Here is a 17,033-nt window from a genome sequence, read left to right on the forward strand (position 1 = left end):
AGACAAACAATAATGAATTATACGCTTACGCAGATTCCTGACCGCACCGCCAAACCCCGTCAAAGTGGGCTAACGATGGTGATGGACAAAGGATTAAGCCTGCGCGAGGTGGAAGACTTCCTGTCTACGTCCGCCAACTACGCCGACATTGTAAAATTAGGCTGGGCTACTTCGTTCGTAACCCCTAACCTGAAAGAAAAAATAGCTATTTACCGCGATGCAGGTGTTCCGGTTTACTTCGGCGGCACACTCTTTGAAGCATTTGTGGTTCGGAAACAGTTCGACGATTATCGGCGGCTGCTCGATGAATACAGCCTGGAGTACGCTGAAGTCTCCGACGGTTCCATCGACATGAAACAGGACGACAAGTGCGAATACATACGCACGCTGGCTACGCAGGTAACGGTGTTGTCGGAGGTCGGCTCGAAAGATGAAGCCAAGATTATTCCTCCCTACAAATGGATTCAGTTGATGAAGTCCGAACTCGAAGCTGGTGCCTGGAAAGTAATCGGCGAAGCTCGCGAGGGCGGCACGGTGGGCCTGTTCCGGTCGAGTGGCGAAGTACGGCAGGGCCTGGTCGAAGAAATTCTGACGCAGGTGCCGTTTGAAAAAATTCTGTGGGAAGCTCCGCAGAAAGAACAACAGGTATGGTTTGTGAAACTGCTGGGCAGCAACGTAAATCTCGGCAATATTGCCCCGCATGAAGTCATTCCACTCGAGACCATCCGGCTCGGCCTGCGTGGCGATACGTTTAGTCATTTTCTGGACAAATAATGGAACTCATCAAACAATTGATCGATTTTCTGCTTCACCTCGACGGCTACCTCGACATGTGGGCAAACGAATATGGCGTACTGCTGTATGCCATATTGTTTCTGATCGTATTTACGGAAACGGGGCTGATTGTGATGCCGCTGCTGCCGGGCGATTCGCTGTTGTTTGCTGCCGGTGCCTTAGCCGCCCGCCAAACAAATGATCTGGAAGTGTGGATTATTATTCCGCTCCTGATTACTGCCGCGCTGATGGGCGATAACGTAAACTACTTCGTTGGAAAAACGCTTGGCAATCAGATTAAAATGCGCGAACGCATCCTGTTTTTCAAGCGTGAATACATTACCGAAACCGAGAAGTTCTACGCCAAGCACGGCGGTCGGACGGTTATTCTGGCCCGGTTCATTCCAATTGTACGCACCATTGCGCCCTTCGTGGCCGGGGCAGGCAGCATGAACTACGGCACCTACATCCGCAACTGCATTGCCGGAGCCATTTTGTGGGTCGTGAGCATTACGCTGCTGGGTTATTTCTTCGGTAATATTCCGTTTGTTCAGAAGAACTTTGAATTGGTTGTGTTCGGCATCGTTGGGCTGTCGATTATGCCCGTCATTGCCGGTATGCTGAAACGCCGGTTTCAAAAAGCACTCTAATGACCCGCTACGGTCTGATTGGCTTCCCGCTGACGCACTCGTTTTCGCAGCGGTATTTCACTGAAAAATTCGCACGGGAAGGCATCTCGAACTGTCAGTACGATTTGTTCGAGATGCCCGACGTGGCTACGGCTTTGCCCGCGTTGCTGCAAACGCCCGACCTGCGCGGCCTGAACGTAACGATTCCGCACAAACAGGCCGTCCTGCCTTACCTCGACCGACTCGACGCATCGGCGCAAAAAGTGGGGGCCGTGAACGTCATCAAAATCGAGACCGATGGCTCTCGAACAGGCTACAACTCCGATTATTATGGCTTTCGGCAATCGCTCGAAACGTGGCTTGGCGCAGAACAGTCAGGGGCGTTACAGGCATTGGTATTGGGTACGGGCGGAGCATCGAAAGCCGTCGTTGCCGCGTTGACTGACCTCGGCATCGAACACCGTTACGTTTCGCGCACCCCGGCCAACGATATGCTGACTTATGACGAATTGCCAGGCATTATTGCTACTTACCACCTGATTATCAACTGTTCGCCTGTTGGCACGTATCCTCGTGCAGATGAAGCCCCTACCCTGCCCTATCATCTGTTGACTGAGCAGCATTGGTTATATGATCTCGTATATAATCCCGCCGAAACCAAATTTATGCAATTAGGTCGTGAGCGCGGTGCAGCCGTCATGAATGGCTATGAAATGCTGGTACTGCAAGCCGAAAAGGCATGGGAAATTTGGCAGTCATAAACATATTTCTTTCATCCGGTTCTCGTCCATGACAAACACGTTGAAATCGACCATGCCGCGAATGCCCTGCACCCAACCGTTTTGGTTGTGCTGCCACAAATAGAGTTTGTCGGGGTCGTAGTCGCGGAGGTGCGTAGTCGAATAATCAGCGATCCAGAGCGGGTAATCGTCTAACTGCCCCCGAATGTAACGCTTGTATAAATTGCCGTTTGTGTAGATAATAGGTCGAACGTGGTAGTGTTCCTCAACTGTTTCGAGCCATAGCCGCAGCCCGTCGAGAATCGTAGTTTCCGATTGGCCGTTTGTCACTTCAAAATCAACCACGGGCGCAAAGTCACCCTCGCTCAGCTCAACACGATTGATGAAATTAGTAGCCTGTTTAATGGGGTCGCGGGTGGGGTGGTAGAAGTGATACGCCCCCCGGCGCAGATTTGCTTTTCTGGCTCCAGCCCAGTTTGTCTTAAAATTTTTATCGGTCAGTGTCGCACCTTCGGTGGCTTTTATAAACACAAATTGCAGCCGCACGCCATCGGCCTTCATCTGCTGCACCCGCTTCCAGTCGATGCGGGCATTGTGTTTCGATACGTCGATGCCGTGAATGCCATAACGCATGGGCAACCGGATGCCAAATGCCCTGACAGTCTGCCAGTTCATGTCGTTTTTCTGACGCGACCGAATCCAGCGATACCCAACAAAAATCAGCAAAATTGCCAGCAGCCACAGCCCATACCGCTTAACGATGATGCTGATCAAAACGCGACTTTTCATACGTCTTTATACCCATTCAGTGTGCAAGTTACGCCAAAAAAAGTAGCCCGACCGGGGAGCTATATCCATCGGTCGGGCTATTTAGCAAAAGAGATCTCATTAATCGTGACCTTCCAGCTTTACCAATTTGTTGTAAAGACCTAATATCAGGAAGGGCGCGGCCCATTGGCCTACAAACAGGCTACGGTCGCGGTCGCCCTGCGCCTGTAAAACCAGCGACGCGGCCATTGAGCCTAATGCAGCCCACAAAAACAGGTCTGATGGAAGTTTGGCGGTTTGTTCTTCGATAGCAGTTGCTACAGGCCCCTCGTTATGCTGGGGGTTCGTGTTTTTTTGCTTTGCCATAACGCTGATTTGTTTGCAGTGAAACTTGTTCACCTCAATCAACCCGCAAACTGCGCGAAGGTTTAGAGAAATAAGTTGCAGGGCGCATTACCCCCACACCAATCAGACCGCCAAACCGTCCTCCCCGTTAGGATTGGGTCCTTTTTATTTGTTCGGTTGGGGCGTTGTACGCAGGTAGGGCTTCACGAACGTAACACCCTTTGGAAATTTAGCTTCGAGTTGATCGTTCGGAACGGCGGGCGTAACAATCACGTCTTCGCCCTCTTGCCAGTCGGCAGGTGTAGCTACCTGATAATCAGCCGTTAACTGAAGTGAGTCGATTACGCGCAGTAACTCGTTGAAGTTTCGGCCCGTTGACGCCGGATAGGTTAGCGTCAGTTTAACTTTTTTGTCGGGGCCAATCACAAACACCGAGCGAACAGTCGATTTTTCACTGGCATTTGGGTGAATCATATCATAGAGTTCGGCCACCTTGCGGTCGGAATCGGCAATAATTGGGAAGTTCACTTCCGAGCCGGTCACGTCTTTAATATCGGGAGTCCAGCGATTGTGCGACTCCAGATCATCGACCGACACGGCAATCACCTTAACCCCACGCTTGCCAAACTCATCTTTCAACAGGGCTGTACGGCCCAGTTCGGTAGTGCATACGGGCGTAAAATCAGCAGGGTGCGAAAACAGCATACCCCACGAATTGCCCAACCATTCATGAAAACGAATTGGACCTTGCGTTGTATCGGCCTCAAAATCAGGGGCGATGTCTCCTAAGCGAAGTGACATAATGAGGAAAAGTTTAGTTGTTAAAATCTATCTACTTTATGTAGTAAATAAGAAATGGAAAAACCGGCAGATTAGGGCCGGTTTGTTTGATAAACGTAAGGTTTTTTATTTGAGTTCGCAGTTAAATCAGTTTGTCTTCCACAGCCATTCGTACCAGTTCTGCTGCATTGCGTACCTGCAACCGGCGCATCATATTAGCGCGGTGGTTATCGACCGTTCTGACGCTTAGCTGGAGTTTCTCGGCAATTTCGCGACTACTCATCCCATCGACCAGAAATTGCAGGATTTCTTTTTCCTTGTTCGACAGTCTCGATTGCCGTTCGTTTTTCCCATGCCGGTCGCCTTTTTTGAGCGTTTGCATGTATCCACTCAGAATAATCGACGCTACGGGCGAGCTATAATATTTTTCGCCCGAGGCAATTGTCCGGATCGCTTTCACCATCTCCTCAGATGAAGAGTCTTTCAGAATATACCCATACGCTCCGGCCTCAACCGAACGCAAAATATAATCTTCATTATTGTGCATCGACAGCATCAGCACTCGAACGCCTTTGTATAATCGACTGATAATCTGCGTAGTCTGAATACCCGACATACCCGGCAGCGAGATGTCCATCAGAACAAGCTCAGGCATATCGGCATTGGCGTGGTGATTTTTCAGTTTTTCGAGAGCCTCTTCGCCATCATTGGCTTCATCGATGATTACTAAACCGTCGACCTGTTCAAGCAAAAGACGGATACCGTCGCGGACGATAGAATGATCGTCCACCAACATCAATTTAGTTGGCGTCATGGTGTGCAAGTTGTGTTTGATAGGGAATGGTAACGACTATTTTGGTGCCTTTCCCCGGAGTTGAGTATAATTTGAATGTACCGTTGAGCAGTTTAGCCCGTTCACGCATATTGTGCAGCCCTTGCGAAGGGGGACGCTTAGCCGTCGTTTGTGTAGCTACTACGTTTTTTTCGTTGGTTTCGTTGCGTTCAGGCAGGTCATTGGCCGCCCCGCGCCGGGTTGGCCGAAATCCATGTCCATCGTCGCTAATCGCCAGTTGGAGCGAATTTGCCCGCTCCAGTAGGTCGATGCGGATATGCGACGGGCTACCATGGCGAATGGCGTTACTCACAGCTTCCTGCGTAACCCGATACAGCATAATCTCAACATCACGATTCAGCCGTGGCATATCAGGGGTCAAATTTGTTGTGAACGTAACGTCAACGGCTTCGGTTCGGTCGTTTTCGGCCAGTAATTTTAATGCGGGAACAACGCCAAAATCGCTTAACACGGTTGGCATCAGGTTGTTTGAAATCGTTCGGGTTTCCTGAATTGTTTGAGTGATTAATCGTTTCAGCGTTTTCAGGTTTTTACTGTATACCACTGTTCCATCGGCGTCAGGCTCGGTCGATTTCGCCAGGACACCCTCCAGCCCTTCGAGTTGCAGTTTGATCGCCGTAAGCATTTGTCCAAGCCCGTCGTGCAGTTCGCGTGAAAGTCGTTTGCGTTCTTCTTCCTGACCCGCAATTAGGTATGAGGTCCGGGTTTTCTGCTGATCTATTTCGCGCAAATACTGCTGTTTTTGCGCTTCAAACAGCTTTTGCCGCGTTTCTTTCAAGGTTTTATTAGCACGCAACAGCTTCACATTCAACGCTTTTGTTTGACTTTCTGCTTCTATAACCTGACTAAAGACCTGCCGCAGCCGCCGTGCAGCAGGCCGGAAAATAAACAGCCCGATACCGATCAGCACCAGTAAAGTAAATACATACAGGTATAATTCAACGGTTTGAAGCAAGGTCAGCTTCGCCCGCACTTCGCCCGTGTATTCGCGCACAATGGTGTCGATCTTTTCCAGAAATGGTTTTTCGTTGGCTAAGATCAGTTTCAATCCGGCCTGCACGTCGGCTTGCATAATACTGGCGGGTTGCCGAAGGCTGCCGAGTTGGTGAACCCCTTGCTGATATGCCTGAAATTCAGGGCGAATCGCATCATACATCCGCTGAACCGTTTCTGAATTGGGTAGCGTAATCTGCCGGTCGGGAACAATGCCCTGCCGCCCCTGAAGGTGATACCGCTCGAAGGTGCTAAAAACCTGTTTCAGTTCCCGGATGTTCAGATCGAAATTGGCTTGCTGGCTCGGATCAGTGAGTTGAAGAGCCTGTTTGGCTATTTGCTGACATTGATGACGTTGTAACGCAACATACCGAATCATCCAAAGCTCGTCCTGAACGGCACTCAGTCGCCACTGTGTCAGCATTTGCCCTGCCGTCAGTAACAACGCCAGAATACCAAACAGCGTGATATACAAACGAGTGAAGCGAACGGGAATTGCCGAGCCTTGTTTTGCGTTATCGTTGAGTAATTCGGACACGAGCTTGTTTATCGGTGTCAGTTTAGTCTGTAAAAGTAATATTTTTTGTAGTTTTACCTCAAGTTAAGACCTGCTAAGTACCCAACGCCATGAACCGCATATTGATTTCACTCCTGCTTGTTTCGTTTGCTCTCACGGCGTTCCGGCCCATGTTGCCAACGCCCAAAGCCGAGCCTGTAAAACTAACTTGGGAAGCTTTGCGCGATGTTACGTTCAAGAAAAAATGGTATGCCGAAGAGTCGGTATACATGCTTTATCCAACGTTCGGGCCAGGTATTCAGAAGTTGAATGGCAAGGCGGTTGAGTTAACCGGCTATGTACTGCCCGTTGACCTGGAAACAAATACGTATGTGCTGTCGGCATTTCCCTTCAGCGCGTGTTTCTTCTGTGGAGGAGCCGGGCCAGAATCGGTTGTGTCGCTGAAGTTCAAGAAAGCAGGCCGCAAATTTAAGACCGACGAACGCCGGACGTTTCGGGGTACGCTCAAACTGAACGCTGACAATATTTATGAGTTGAATTATATTCTGGCTGATGCCGATATGGTGGAAGACAAATAAACTCACTGGTCATACACAAAAAAAGCACTCGATTTGAGTGCTTTTTTTGTGTTCTGTGGAGAATATCGGATTCGAACCGATGACCTCTTGCATGCCATGCAAGCGCTCTAGCCAACTGAGCTAATCCCCCAAAACAACCACCTTTCGGCGTTTTGTGGGTGCAAATATGAGGAAAAAACAGATTCAATCAACAACGCTCAAAAACTTTTTTTTGTACTGTTTACTCTACCAAACCACTACCTCAAATAGCGTTTGCTTTCCGTGAAGGAATGTCTAACTTTGGTAATAGTTCCTTTACACGATGCATACAGTCTATATCATTTACAGCCCCTCGACCGACCGATATTTTATTGGGCAGACGAAAAATTTGCGAATCAGCCTGTGGCAGCACAACGCCAAAACGAATCCGGCTACTGCTGCCGGTAAACCGTGGGAAGTAAAGTTTACACAACAATTCGATACCCGAAACGAAGCCCTCAGTCTCGAAATGAAATTGAAAAACCGAAACCGGGAACAAATCGAAGAAATTATCAGCGAAGCGCAAACGGCATAAATAAGCAAGACAGGATCAACGGGATTTTATAGGATTTGATAAGCTTCTGCGAAGAACAATCCTGTAAAATCCCGTTAATCCTGTCTAAAAAATTTTAATTAACGTTCAAAATGGTCGTAATGCTTTCACAAACCGGCCTTTAAAATAATCGGCATACAAATTGTCTTCCCGAACGCCCCGCGACGATGAGGCATGAATGAATCGGATATTGTCTGCACCATTCACCTCCGTCACAATGCCCGTATGCGACACGTAGCCAGCCTGCCCTTTGTCAGGTACAAAAAAAATCAGGTCGCCGGGCTGAATATCATTTACCTCCACTTCGCGCCCAACCTCCGACTGTTGCCACGAGATACGCGGCATTTTCAGCCCAACCGTGTTGAAGACAGCAAATACCAACCCCGAACAATCGATGCCATCGGTGGTGTTGCCGCCCGACCGGTAGGGAGTGCCGGTGTAGGTGCGGGCAACCCGCACTACCTCAGGCACATACCGATGTTCATACGTCCGGGAATCAACTACGCGCCCAGATGATTTGGCAGGCGTAGCTGCGGGTTTGCGGGCGGGAGTTTTATGGGCAACTGACTTAGTAGCAGAACGACGGCTAACCGATGGGCCCGACGAGCGCAGAGCACTACAGGCCGAGAGCATACCAATCACGCAGAGACTCAAAAAAACAGGCCGACCAACAGCCCGGAACCAACCTGATTGCATAGAAATGGGGTTAGGTATCCCTGTGCCAAACTGTTGACGTTTGGCGCAGATACATGCAACTTATTAAATCTTCATGGATAATGCAATGCGTTTGCGGGCCGTATCCACCTCCAGCACTTTAACTTTTACTTTCTGGTACATGCTAACCACCGTTTTTGGATCTGAAACGTACTTATCTGCCATCTGAGAAACATGAACAAGTCCGTCCTGCTTCACGCCAATATCGACAAAGGCTCCGAAGGCTGTGATGTTCGTTACAACGCCGTTCAGCACCATACCTTCGTGCAAATCATCAACTGTGCGCACACGGGCATCGTAAGTAAAAACCGCCAGTTGTTCGCGCGGGTCGCGGCCCGGCTTTTCGAGTTCGGCCAGAATGTCGTGTAGGGTGGGCAAGCCAACCGCGTCGGTAACGTAGCGTTCAGGGCGGATTTGCTGGCGCATGTCGGGCCTGCGAACCAGGTCGGCAACGGTTGTGCCAGCATCAGCAGCCATGCGCTCAACCAGAGCGTATCGTTCGGGATGAACCGCGCTGTTGTCCAGCGGGTTGGCGGCTCCATTGATGCGTAGAAAACCAGCACACTGTTCAAATGCTTTCGGACCCAGACGCGGTACTTTTTTAAGCTGCTCGCGCGACGTAAACGCGCCATGCTGCGCCCGATACGCAACGATGTTACCCGCTAACTGCGGCCCCAGCCCCGACACGTATCGAAGCAAATAGGCACTCGCTGTGTTGAGCGAAACGCCCACCGAGTTCACGCAGCTTTCAACAACCGTATCCAGGCTGCTTTTCAGCGCGTTCTGATCAACGTCGTGCTGATATTGCCCTACACCAATAGATTTGGGATCGATTTTCACCAACTCGGCCAACGGGTCCATGAGCCGACGCCCGATGCTGACGGCTCCGCGCACGGTAACGTCGCGGTCAGGAAACTCTTCACGGGCCACCTCCGACGCCGAATACACCGATGCGCCCTGTTCGCTGACCATAAATACGGGCTTATCAAGATTCAATCCCTGAACAAACTCTTCGGTTTCGCGACCGGCAGTGCCGTTGCCAATGGCAATGGCTTCGATATCATATTGTTTAACCAATTTCTGAAGCGTCTGTGCGGCCTGTTGCCGCTGATTATCAGACATGAACAGGTATAAAACGGTATCGGTCAGCAGATTTCCCTGTGCGTCGAGGACAACGGTTTTGCAGCCGGTACGATAGCCAGGGTCAATAGCCAGCACACGCTGTTGGCCGAGGGGCGAACTGAGTAGTAATTGCCGCAGGTTGGTCGCAAAAATCTGAATGGCTTCGGCGTCGGCTTTTTGTTTCGAGAGATTATCGAATTCGGTTTCGAGGGCGGGTTTCAGCAGCCGTTTGTAGCCATCCCGAATGGCAAGCGTAAGCTGTTCGCGACTGGCCGACGTGGCGTTTGGGTGCAGAAACTGCCGTTCGAGCCGTTGCAGAGCGGCTTCTTCGTCGGGGCTGATGCTCACGCTTAGAAATCCCTCGGTTTCGCCCCGTCGCAGTGCCAGCAGCCGGTGCGACGGTACGCGTCGGAGCGGCTCGGCAAAGTCGAAATAGTCTTTGAATTTGACGCCCTCAATTTCTTTGCCTTTCTTCAGCACCGAACGAATAATAGCTTCGCGCTCAAACAGATTGCGAATACGTTGCCGGGCATCGAGGTCTTCGCTGATCCGTTCGGCCAGAATGTCGCGGGCACCTTGCAGGGCATCTGCCACGGTCGGCACGGCATCGTTCAGGTAGCGTTGGGCAGCTCGTTCCAGGTTAGATTCGCGCTGGGTTTGCAGCAGATTGGCGAGGGGTTCAAGCCCCCGTTCGATAGCCTCGGTGGCACGCGTTTTGCGTTTGGGCCGATAGGGCAGATAGAGGTCCTCAAGGTCGGTCAGCGAATCGGCAGCGTCAATTTTCTGGCGCAGGTCGGTAGTTAACTTCCCCTGTTCATCAATTGACTTCAGAACAGTTTCCCGGCGTTTGTCGAGGTCGAGCAGTTTCTGGTGGGTATCTCGAATTTGCGTAATCTGCACTTCGTCGAGCTGACCGGTGGCTTCTTTTCGGTAACGGGCAATAAATGGTACGGTAGCTCCACTGTTGAGCAAATCAATGGTAGCGGCCACCGACCGGGCGTTCAGGCCAAGTTGGGTGGCAACGCGCTGTTCGGGAGGTAATACGTTCATACAACTAAATTATAGTCCGCAAAAATGGCCCTTATGAACGGATAGGGCAAAAAAAAACATGCCGGGTGGCATGTTTTTACAACGGTTGTCGGGATATATCTTACGATTAAGCCATTTCGACGTTCACGGCGTTTAAGCCTTTCTTGCCGCGCTCAACGTTAAATTTCACTTTGTCGTTTTCGCGGATTTGATCGATGAGACCTGAAGCGTGTACGAAAACGTCTTCACCACCATCGTCGGGCTTAATGAAACCATAGCCTTTGGTCTCATTAAAGAATTTCACTGTTCCTGTTTGCATTGTATTGTTTAAATTTAGGCGAAGGACGGTACTATTAAATTCACATCCAAATTTTTTGTAAAAATTTTCTGTTGCTAACTGCGGGATAACTACCCGCCCTGCTATGATTCATCAACTTTCGCTGACGCTTGCCCCTGAAATTGCACTGGATGAGGAAGCCTTTCAGGCCCACGTACTCAGTCAGGTCAAACTCCCTCTTTCACCTGACGTTGTGGTGCGTAAACGTCGGCAGTCTATCGATGCCCGCAACCGGCAGGTACATGTTCGGGTCGAGGCAGAGGTGTTTGCCGGGCAAATTCCCCCCCCGCTTATTCAGTATCGAAAACCGCAAAACGACGTTAGTGCGGCTCCGGTAGCTCTTGTGGTTGGGGCGGGGCCAGCCGGGTTGTTTGCCGCTCTACGGCTTATCGAACTTGGTATTAAGCCCATCGTACTCGAACGGGGCAGCGATGTTCGCGCCCGCCGTCGCGATTTGGCAGCCATAAATAAAGACCATATCGTTAATCCTGAGTCGAACTACTGCTTCGGCGAAGGCGGGGCCGGAACCTACTCCGACGGTAAACTCTACACCCGCTCAACCAAACGGGGCGACGTTCGGCGTATTCTCGAAATATTCGTGGCACACGGGGCTACGGAGCAGATTTTGGTTGATGCACACCCACACATTGGTACCAATAAACTGCCGAATGTAGTTGCCGACCTGCGGGATACTATTATCCAGGCGGGCGGTGAGGTGCGGTTCAATACTAAAGTAACCGACCTGCTGCTCACCAATGGCGAACTTCGGGGCGTAGTTACTGCCGATGGGGAGGAAGTGACCGCTATCGGTGTGATTCTGGCAACGGGTCATTCAGCCCGCGACATCTTCTATCTGTTGCAACAGCGTAATGTACTCATCGAAGCCAAACCTTTCGCGATGGGCGTGCGTATCGAGCATCAGCAGTCGTTGATCGATCAATTTCAGTACCATCGGCTCAATCGGGGCGATTACCTGCCTGCCGCATCGTATAGCTTAGTAACACAAACGCGCTACAGGGGGGTAGAACGGGGCGTTTTTTCGTTTTGTATGTGTCCGGGCGGGTTTATCGTTCCTGCGGCAACGGCCCCCGGCGAGTTGGTCGTCAATGGCATGTCGCCATCGCGCCGGGACTCGAAATATGCGAATTCAGGGCTGGTGGTTGCCATTACCGATACCGATTTGAAACCCTATGCAGATGAGGGTTCGCTGGCCGGGCTGGCTTTGCAGCAAGACCTCGAACGCTGGGCCTGTCGTGTTGGTGCCACTACCGACCCTAACCGGTCGCAGACGGCACCGGCACAGCGCGTGGCCGATTTTGTGGCGGGTCGCGTATCGCCCGATCTGCTGCCGACCAGCTACCAGCCGGGCCTCACATCGGTCGACATGGCCGACGTTTTGCCCGATCACATTGCGCAGCCGCTGCGTGAGGGTCTGCGCGATTTTGGCCGGAAAATGCGCGGCTATGTGAGCAACGACGGGCAGGTGATTGGCGTTGAAAGCCGCACGTCGTCGCCAGTCCGAATTCCGCGCGAACCCAGCACGTGCGAACATGTGGTGGTTCGGCGGTTGTTTCCCTGTGGCGAAGGGGCAGGCTATGCAGGTGGTATTGTTTCGGCAGCCATGGATGGCGAACGCTGCGCCGAGGAGTTAGTGAAGTTGTATAAATAAAATGATCGACACCACGTTTCAGGCTTTTACCGAAGATCTCCGGCAACGGCTGCGCGAACCGCTTCCGGGCGAGCGGGCACACAGCAAAATGGCGTCAACGGCGCGGTATCGGCTTGGTATCAAGCCCAACGAACGAACCCGCCGAAGCGCGGTGCTGATCTGTTTTTACCCCTATCAGGATTCTGTTTTCCTGCCGTTGATTCTGCGTCCGCAATACGATGGCGTTCATGCCGGGCAGATGGCTTTTCCCGGCGGACGAATGGAACGCTTCGACGAAAACCTGACCCGAACCGCCCTGCGTGAAGCCCAGGAAGAGGTAGGCATCCGGGTGTCGGATGTAAACGTGCTGGGTTTGCTGACGGAGTTATTTATTCCCCCCAGCAACTTTTACGTGCAACCCGTAGTAGGTGTTCTCCCTTACCGCCCCGACTTTTACCCTGACCCGCGTGAGGTAGAAGCCGTGCTGGAAGTTAGTCTGGATACACTCTTAGATGAGACCATCGTTGGCGACAGTCAGATCGAAGTGCGGGGCGTGGTGGTCGATGCGCCGTTCTACCAGATTCAGGGCTACCGCGTTTGGGGAGCCACTGCCATGATGATCAGTGAGTTATTGATGGTAATCGGTCGTTAACTACTGGGCTGTTCCAGCCACGAAATAGAGTTCGGCCAATGCTTTCTGGTATTTGGTTTTCAATTCTTCGCCTTTCACCCGCAAATCGATCAGTTTGGTTTCGCGAGCATTCACCAAGAACAGGCTGCTTTCGCCAATCTCAAATTTTTGCTGTTCGGCCTGCAACAGCCGCTGCTGGTTCTGAATGGCCTGCTGTTGTACGGCAATCTGCTGGCTAAACGCCTGCATCTGGTTGAAAGCCGCCTGCACGTCGTTGGCAATATCGCGGCCAACCTGCTGCCGCTCCAGAATCACCTGCTGGTTTTTAACCTGCACTTCACGCAACTTTCCCCGCTCTTTTCGCAGAAAAAGCGGAAAGATTACATCGACGCCAACTTTGTAATTCTGTGGCTGGAAAGAGAAATAGTTAGGTAAGTTGTAGCGCCGGTCTATGTCGGGCGTTGCACTCAGTAAATTGGCGTCGAGCATAATTTGCGGCTGAATCAGTGCCCGGCGGAGCCGCTCCTCCAGCGAAAGTTGCTTTGATTTCAGGTCTAATTTGAGCAGTTCGGGGTGTTGTTGGGCCGCCTGATCGGCCAATGCCTGTAGTGCCGCTTCATTGGGAGGAGTTAGTCCCGGCTGCTGAGGGATAGCTGTTGCGGGTAACTCAACGGGTTGCCCATCAGCATTCCACAAAAACGCATTCAGGCGAATGCGGGCATTGTTCATCTCTACCACCGCCTGCTCACGCTGTACCTGCCGGTCCTGCACCGTAATCAGGGCTTCAGTGGTATCAATAATGGCCGCATCACCCAATAAAGCGCGTTGCCGAAGTGCGTTAAAACGTGTATCAGCCAGGTCAAAACCTTCGTCAATCAGCCGAAACTGCTGGTACGCCAGAAACCATTCCCAGTAGGTTTTGGCGGCATCGAACAACACTTTGTTCACCAGTTTGACCCGGTCAGCAGCCGCCAGGTCGAGCGCGAGCCGGGCCTGCCGAACAGCCGTTCGCCGGGCGTCAATCATCAGCGTTTGCCCGATAGGTACAGTAATGCCGACCCCCGCCAGCCCTGTCGGGGGGGTTGTCTCCTCCGGGTTAATAAACCGGCCACCCGGATTGTTGCGGTCGTAGGACACGTTCAGGTCGATGCCGCCTAACCAAACCGGAACGGCCAACTTGTTGCGCCAGTGGTCGAAGTAGAGTTTGTTGTCAAACTCCTTCCGGTCGTAGTGCGACACTAACTTGGGGTCAAACGCGCCCCGCGCCTGCATCAGCACCTGCTCGGCTTCGGCTCCGAACAGTCCGGCCTGTTTTACGATTGGGTGATACTGCCGGATAAGTTCATAAAAAACAAGTGCCGAGAACACCGTTGTGTCGGGAGCCACAGCCGGGCCGTTGGTTGAGGTGGCAACCGGCAAGCCTGTGGCTGAAGTTGGCACCGAGGCCAGCAATTGTGGTTTCGGAATCGGCACCGACGTTACGGGGGCGGGGCGTTGGGTAGTTTGCGCCCCAACGCTGCACGCAACGAGCCAGCAACAAAAAATGGCAAAGACTTGTCTCATTTTTTCGCTCCTCCTTCTTCTTTCGGCTCCTGATTCAGGCTGGGCGGGAAACCGTTCAACTGCCGCCAGAGTTCGTACCATACCGGCACATCTTCGAGCATTACCCAGCCATATACGCCCGACCCAATACGCAACTGCGGGGGCCAGGGCTGATCGCCTTTCTGCACCAGTGGTCGCACCAGCATCCGGTATTTACCGTTTACGCTACTCACAGCGTCGATAACGGCCACCTGCCCGCCAAACGTACCGACCGATACGGTCGGCCAACCCGAAAACTGAATGGCAGGCCAGCCGTCGAACTCCAGCCGCACCACCCGCCCACGCTGAATGAGGGGCACATCCATTGCCCGCACAAACAACTCAACTGCCAGTTGCGGATTGCCCGGCTGAAGCGTGGCAATCGACTCGCCTTCTTTGATCGTCTCGCCGATACCAGCCTTCAGTGGGCGCACCACGAAGCCATCCTGCGGAGCACGCACTACATACAGCCCCCGACGCACGTCGACGCTACTGATTTTGTTGCGTAGTTTGGCAATTTCACCATCAGCTTCGGCCCGATACGACACCGCCGAGCTACGGTCAGACTGGGCTTTGGCAACTTTTTCCTGATAATCGGCCTGAATAGTACCCAGGTCGAGTTGGGCATTGATCAACTCCTGCCGCGAAACGGCCAATTTGTTTTCCTGCGAAATCACCTTCGCCTGATCTTCCTGCACTTTTAACCGGCGCGTTTCCAGATCATTCAACGAAAATAAATTGTTTCTGTACCCTTTCTCAAAGCGGTCGAGCCGGTCGAGGGCAATCTGGTAGTTTTTCCGGATAGCCGCCAAATCAGCCTCATCGGCTTTTACTTTGAATTCGCTCTGTTTCACTTTGTTACGGGCGGCTTTCAGCTTTACCTCAACGCCCACGTTCAGGGCTGTAATCTGCGCATCCAACGCTCTGATTTTGGTATTCGTAGCCTGCAAACTTCCCTGTTTGGCAGCCAACTGTTCGGTCAGTCGTTGTGGCAGATTTGGGTCGAAATACTCGTCTTTAATATCGGAGATAATCAGTAACGTATCGCCCCGTTTCACATAGTCGCCATCTCTGACGGCCCACCGTTCGATTCGGCCTGCAATGGCGTTCTGAATCGTTTGCGGACGGTCTTGTGGCGTCAGGGCCGATATCACACCTTCGCCATTAATATTCTGCTGCCAAGGCAAAAACATGACAACTAAGCCAACGACCAGGAAAAACAGCATCCAGCGGCCCAGTTTTCGGCCCCCGTCCGACTGCGGCAATTCGCGCAGGGTTTTGAGTGTATAGTGCGTAAAGAGTTCCTCGTTTACGCGCTGATTTGAGAGGTTAAGCATGTTTTTTAGTGATGAACGATGAACGATGAGTGATGAGTGTTAACGGGTGAAAGGCCATTCATCACTCATCACTCATTTCCAGTGGCATGTCTGTTACGTAGCCAATTTTCTCGACCGCCGTAAGCATGTCAAAAACCGTATCTATCCCTGAGATCAACTTATCGACCGAACTGGTAATCAAAACAATAATCAGTTCAGCCGCTACAAACTGCCCCAACGACATCTCACGACCTACCACCAGCGATGTGCCCACAATGAGCAAACCACCCGTAATAAGTGTTTTGAAGGCTACACCGCTGTAAAAGAAGCGTTTCAATACACTGAAGTGTGCCTTCCGGTAATTGATGTACCCCGCTACCAGTTCATCCATTTTATCGATGGGTTCGAGCAGATCGGCAGAGTCATGCCCCTGATGGTGCCGATACACCGACAGGTCGCGGGCCATGTCTTCGAGCCAGGCTACCACTTTGTACTTATATTTCGATTCGTTGAGACTGGTTTTGATACCACCCGGCCCATAAATACGGCAAATCATGTATATGACTAAAATCGTGAAGGCACCAAAACCGATAAATACGGGATGGTAGGCCGATAACAGGATAATGCCGAAAATAATCTGTACTGCCGCAGCCGTCAAATCGATCAGTAGTTTGGGCAAGCCCTTCTGAATGGTCAGCACGTCGAAAAAACGGTTCATCAGTTCGGGCGGGTAATAGCCCGAAAACGCATCGGGGCGGATGCGGGGCAGGCGGTATGTAAACTCGAAAGCAGCTTTGGCAAAAATACGTTGCTGCAATATTTCGACTAAGGTAATTTGCCCAACCAGCAACAGGCCCGTAACGAGTACGCCCAGAATAACCAGCCCAATCAGCAAATAGACTGAACTAAATACCAAACCGCCCGACACTAAGTTGAAAACGGCCTGAATTCCAAGTGGCAACGACAGGCTAATCAGCCCCGTTACAATAGCGTAAAGATACACATACCCAATGTCTTTTTTATCGTTGCTCAACAACCGAAACAAGCGTTGAGTCGGTGTTGGTGTTGGTTCTGAGGAAGCTGTAGCAGCCATGAATCTTTTCTATA

Annotated in this window: 18 protein-coding genes and 1 tRNA gene; 7 read left to right on the top strand and 12 right to left on the bottom strand. The window is 51.7% G+C overall.

Annotated elements, in window-relative coordinates; all coding sequences use genetic code 11:
• Nucleotides 1-12 precede the first annotated feature (12 nt).
• From AWR27_RS12320 to AWR27_RS12330, 3 genes are read left to right on the top strand one after another with little or no spacing between them, the layout of a single operon-like run.
• The gene (locus AWR27_RS12320; protein ID WP_077131447.1) at nt 13-774 is read left to right on the top strand and encodes a phosphosulfolactate synthase; all 762 of its coding nucleotides are present in this window, start codon (nt 13-15) and stop codon (nt 772-774) included.
• On the top strand, nt 774-1,424 hold the full coding sequence (locus AWR27_RS12325) for a DedA family protein (RefSeq protein ID WP_077131448.1): 651 nt from the start codon (nt 774-776) through the stop codon (nt 1,422-1,424). Before AWR27_RS12320 ends, AWR27_RS12325 begins: the two co-directional genes overlap by 1 nt.
• Nucleotides 1,424-2,164: a shikimate dehydrogenase family protein gene (locus tag AWR27_RS12330; protein ID WP_077131449.1), complete on the top strand. Its 741-nt coding sequence runs from the start codon at nt 1,424-1,426 to the stop codon at nt 2,162-2,164. Before AWR27_RS12325 ends, AWR27_RS12330 begins: the two co-directional genes overlap by 1 nt.
• Here AWR27_RS12330 and AWR27_RS12335 read toward each other — a convergent pair.
• The 5 genes from AWR27_RS12335 to AWR27_RS12355 all read right to left on the bottom strand — a co-directional run bounded on the left by AWR27_RS12335 (nt 2,159) and on the right by AWR27_RS12355 (nt 6,420).
• Nucleotides 2,159-2,932, bottom strand: a complete 774-nt coding sequence (locus AWR27_RS12335) for a glycoside hydrolase family 25 protein (RefSeq protein ID WP_198045136.1) — start codon at nt 2,930-2,932, stop codon at nt 2,159-2,161. The genes AWR27_RS12330 and AWR27_RS12335 overlap by 6 nt on opposite strands.
• A 99-nt stretch (nt 2,933-3,031) precedes the next feature.
• Nucleotides 3,032-3,277, bottom strand: coding sequence for a hypothetical protein (locus tag AWR27_RS12340; RefSeq protein ID WP_077133961.1), 246 nt, complete (start codon nt 3,275-3,277; stop codon nt 3,032-3,034).
• A gap of 144 nt (nt 3,278-3,421) precedes the next feature.
• Entirely contained in the window at nt 3,422-4,057 is a 636-nt protein-coding gene (locus tag AWR27_RS12345; protein ID WP_077131450.1) for a peroxiredoxin, read from the bottom strand.
• Nucleotides 4,058-4,178: 121 nt separating this feature from the next.
• Nucleotides 4,179-4,850: a response regulator transcription factor gene (locus AWR27_RS12350; protein WP_472548848.1), complete on the bottom strand. Its 672-nt coding sequence runs from the start codon at nt 4,848-4,850 to the stop codon at nt 4,179-4,181.
• Entirely contained in the window at nt 4,837-6,420 is a 1,584-nt protein-coding gene (locus AWR27_RS12355; protein WP_077131451.1) for an ATP-binding protein, read from the bottom strand. Before AWR27_RS12355 ends, AWR27_RS12350 begins: the two co-directional genes overlap by 14 nt.
• Before the next feature lie 89 nt (nt 6,421-6,509).
• Between AWR27_RS12355 and AWR27_RS12360 the strand changes: the two genes are divergently transcribed.
• On the top strand, nt 6,510-6,977 hold the full coding sequence (locus tag AWR27_RS12360; protein WP_077131452.1) for a DUF3299 domain-containing protein: 468 nt from the start codon (nt 6,510-6,512) through the stop codon (nt 6,975-6,977).
• Nucleotides 6,978-7,033: 56 nt separating this feature from the next.
• Here the strand turns inward: AWR27_RS12360 and AWR27_RS12365 are convergent.
• Nucleotides 7,034-7,107, bottom strand: a tRNA-Ala gene (locus tag AWR27_RS12365).
• A 171-nt stretch (nt 7,108-7,278) separates the two neighbouring features.
• Between AWR27_RS12365 and AWR27_RS12370 the strand changes: the two genes are divergently transcribed.
• Entirely contained in the window at nt 7,279-7,530 is a 252-nt protein-coding gene (locus AWR27_RS12370) for a GIY-YIG nuclease family protein (protein ID WP_077131453.1), read from the top strand.
• 105 nt (nt 7,531-7,635) lie between these two features.
• Here the strand turns inward: AWR27_RS12370 and AWR27_RS12375 are convergent, their stop codons facing one another.
• The 3 genes from AWR27_RS12375 to AWR27_RS12385 all read right to left on the bottom strand — a co-directional run bounded on the left by AWR27_RS12375 (nt 7,636) and on the right by AWR27_RS12385 (nt 10,732).
• The gene (locus tag AWR27_RS12375; protein WP_077131454.1) at nt 7,636-8,244 is read right to left on the bottom strand and encodes a C40 family peptidase; all 609 of its coding nucleotides are present in this window, start codon (nt 8,242-8,244) and stop codon (nt 7,636-7,638) included.
• A 63-nt stretch (nt 8,245-8,307) separates the two neighbouring features.
• Entirely contained in the window at nt 8,308-10,434 is a 2,127-nt protein-coding gene (locus AWR27_RS12380; protein ID WP_077131455.1) for a Tex family protein, read from the bottom strand.
• 106 nt (nt 10,435-10,540) lie between these two features.
• Nucleotides 10,541-10,732 carry a cold-shock protein gene (locus AWR27_RS12385; RefSeq protein WP_077131456.1) on the bottom strand — a complete coding sequence of 64 codons (192 nt, stop codon included), beginning with the start codon at nt 10,730-10,732 and terminating at the stop codon, nt 10,541-10,543.
• Between the two features lie 103 nt (nt 10,733-10,835).
• On the opposite strand from AWR27_RS12385, the gene AWR27_RS12390 reads away from it, so the two are divergent.
• Both AWR27_RS12390 and AWR27_RS12395 read left to right on the top strand, forming a co-directional pair.
• Nucleotides 10,836-12,419 carry an NAD(P)/FAD-dependent oxidoreductase gene (locus tag AWR27_RS12390; protein WP_077131457.1) on the top strand — a complete coding sequence of 528 codons (1,584 nt, stop codon included), beginning with the start codon at nt 10,836-10,838 and terminating at the stop codon, nt 12,417-12,419.
• A gap of 1 nt (nt 12,420) precedes the next feature.
• Nucleotides 12,421-13,050: an NUDIX hydrolase gene (locus AWR27_RS12395; RefSeq protein ID WP_077131458.1), complete on the top strand. Its 630-nt coding sequence runs from the start codon at nt 12,421-12,423 to the stop codon at nt 13,048-13,050.
• Here the strand turns inward: AWR27_RS12395 and AWR27_RS12400 are convergent, their stop codons facing one another.
• The 3 genes from AWR27_RS12400 to AWR27_RS12410 form a co-directional block, all read right to left on the bottom strand.
• The gene (locus AWR27_RS12400) at nt 13,051-14,592 is read right to left on the bottom strand and encodes a TolC family protein (RefSeq protein WP_083732835.1); all 1,542 of its coding nucleotides are present in this window, start codon (nt 14,590-14,592) and stop codon (nt 13,051-13,053) included.
• Complete coding sequence (locus tag AWR27_RS12405) at nt 14,589-15,947, bottom strand: HlyD family secretion protein (RefSeq protein WP_077131459.1); 1,359 nt, start codon at nt 15,945-15,947, stop codon at nt 14,589-14,591. The genes AWR27_RS12400 and AWR27_RS12405 overlap by 4 nt, the downstream gene beginning before the upstream one ends.
• A gap of 61 nt (nt 15,948-16,008) precedes the next feature.
• Nucleotides 16,009-17,019: an ATP-binding cassette domain-containing protein gene (locus AWR27_RS12410; RefSeq protein ID WP_077131460.1), complete on the bottom strand. Its 1,011-nt coding sequence runs from the start codon at nt 17,017-17,019 to the stop codon at nt 16,009-16,011.
• Nucleotides 17,020-17,033: the final 14 nt, after the last annotated feature.

It is taken from the genome of Spirosoma montaniterrae (assembly GCF_001988955.1).
Taxonomy (GTDB): Bacteria; Bacteroidota; Bacteroidia; order Cytophagales; family Spirosomataceae; genus Spirosoma; species Spirosoma montaniterrae.

What these genes read in the sequence shown, in the direction of transcription:
- AWR27_RS12375 (WP_077131454.1), bottom strand. Translation starts at nt 8,244, where the DNA reads ATGCAATCAGGTTGGTTCCGGGCTGTTGGTCGGCCTGTTTTTTTGAGT.
- AWR27_RS12400 (WP_083732835.1), bottom strand. Translation starts at nt 14,592, where the DNA reads ATGAGACAAGTCTTTGCCATTTTTTGTTGCTGGCTCGTTGCGTGCAGC.
- AWR27_RS12410 (WP_077131460.1), bottom strand. Translation starts at nt 17,019, where the DNA reads ATGGCTGCTACAGCTTCCTCAGAACCAACACCAACACCGACTCAACGC.
- AWR27_RS12330 (WP_077131449.1), top strand. Translation starts at nt 1,424, where the DNA reads ATGACCCGCTACGGTCTGATTGGCTTCCCGCTGACGCACTCGTTTTCG.
- AWR27_RS12320 (WP_077131447.1), top strand. Translation starts at nt 13, where the DNA reads ATGAATTATACGCTTACGCAGATTCCTGACCGCACCGCCAAACCCCGT.
- AWR27_RS12350 (WP_472548848.1), bottom strand. Translation starts at nt 4,850, where the DNA reads ATGACGCCAACTAAATTGATGTTGGTGGACGATCATTCTATCGTCCGC.
- AWR27_RS12340 (WP_077133961.1), bottom strand. Translation starts at nt 3,277, where the DNA reads ATGGCAAAGCAAAAAAACACGAACCCCCAGCATAACGAGGGGCCTGTA.
- AWR27_RS12405 (WP_077131459.1), bottom strand. Translation starts at nt 15,947, where the DNA reads ATGCTTAACCTCTCAAATCAGCGCGTAAACGAGGAACTCTTTACGCAC.
- AWR27_RS12360 (WP_077131452.1), top strand. Translation starts at nt 6,510, where the DNA reads ATGAACCGCATATTGATTTCACTCCTGCTTGTTTCGTTTGCTCTCACG.
- AWR27_RS12335 (WP_198045136.1), bottom strand. Translation starts at nt 2,932, where the DNA reads ATGAAAAGTCGCGTTTTGATCAGCATCATCGTTAAGCGGTATGGGCTG.
- AWR27_RS12395 (WP_077131458.1), top strand. Translation starts at nt 12,421, where the DNA reads ATGATCGACACCACGTTTCAGGCTTTTACCGAAGATCTCCGGCAACGG.
- AWR27_RS12345 (WP_077131450.1), bottom strand. Translation starts at nt 4,057, where the DNA reads ATGTCACTTCGCTTAGGAGACATCGCCCCTGATTTTGAGGCCGATACA.
- AWR27_RS12380 (WP_077131455.1), bottom strand. Translation starts at nt 10,434, where the DNA reads ATGAACGTATTACCTCCCGAACAGCGCGTTGCCACCCAACTTGGCCTG.
- AWR27_RS12390 (WP_077131457.1), top strand. Translation starts at nt 10,836, where the DNA reads ATGATTCATCAACTTTCGCTGACGCTTGCCCCTGAAATTGCACTGGAT.
- AWR27_RS12385 (WP_077131456.1), bottom strand. Translation starts at nt 10,732, where the DNA reads ATGCAAACAGGAACAGTGAAATTCTTTAATGAGACCAAAGGCTATGGT.
- AWR27_RS12325 (WP_077131448.1), top strand. Translation starts at nt 774, where the DNA reads ATGGAACTCATCAAACAATTGATCGATTTTCTGCTTCACCTCGACGGC.
- AWR27_RS12370 (WP_077131453.1), top strand. Translation starts at nt 7,279, where the DNA reads ATGCATACAGTCTATATCATTTACAGCCCCTCGACCGACCGATATTTT.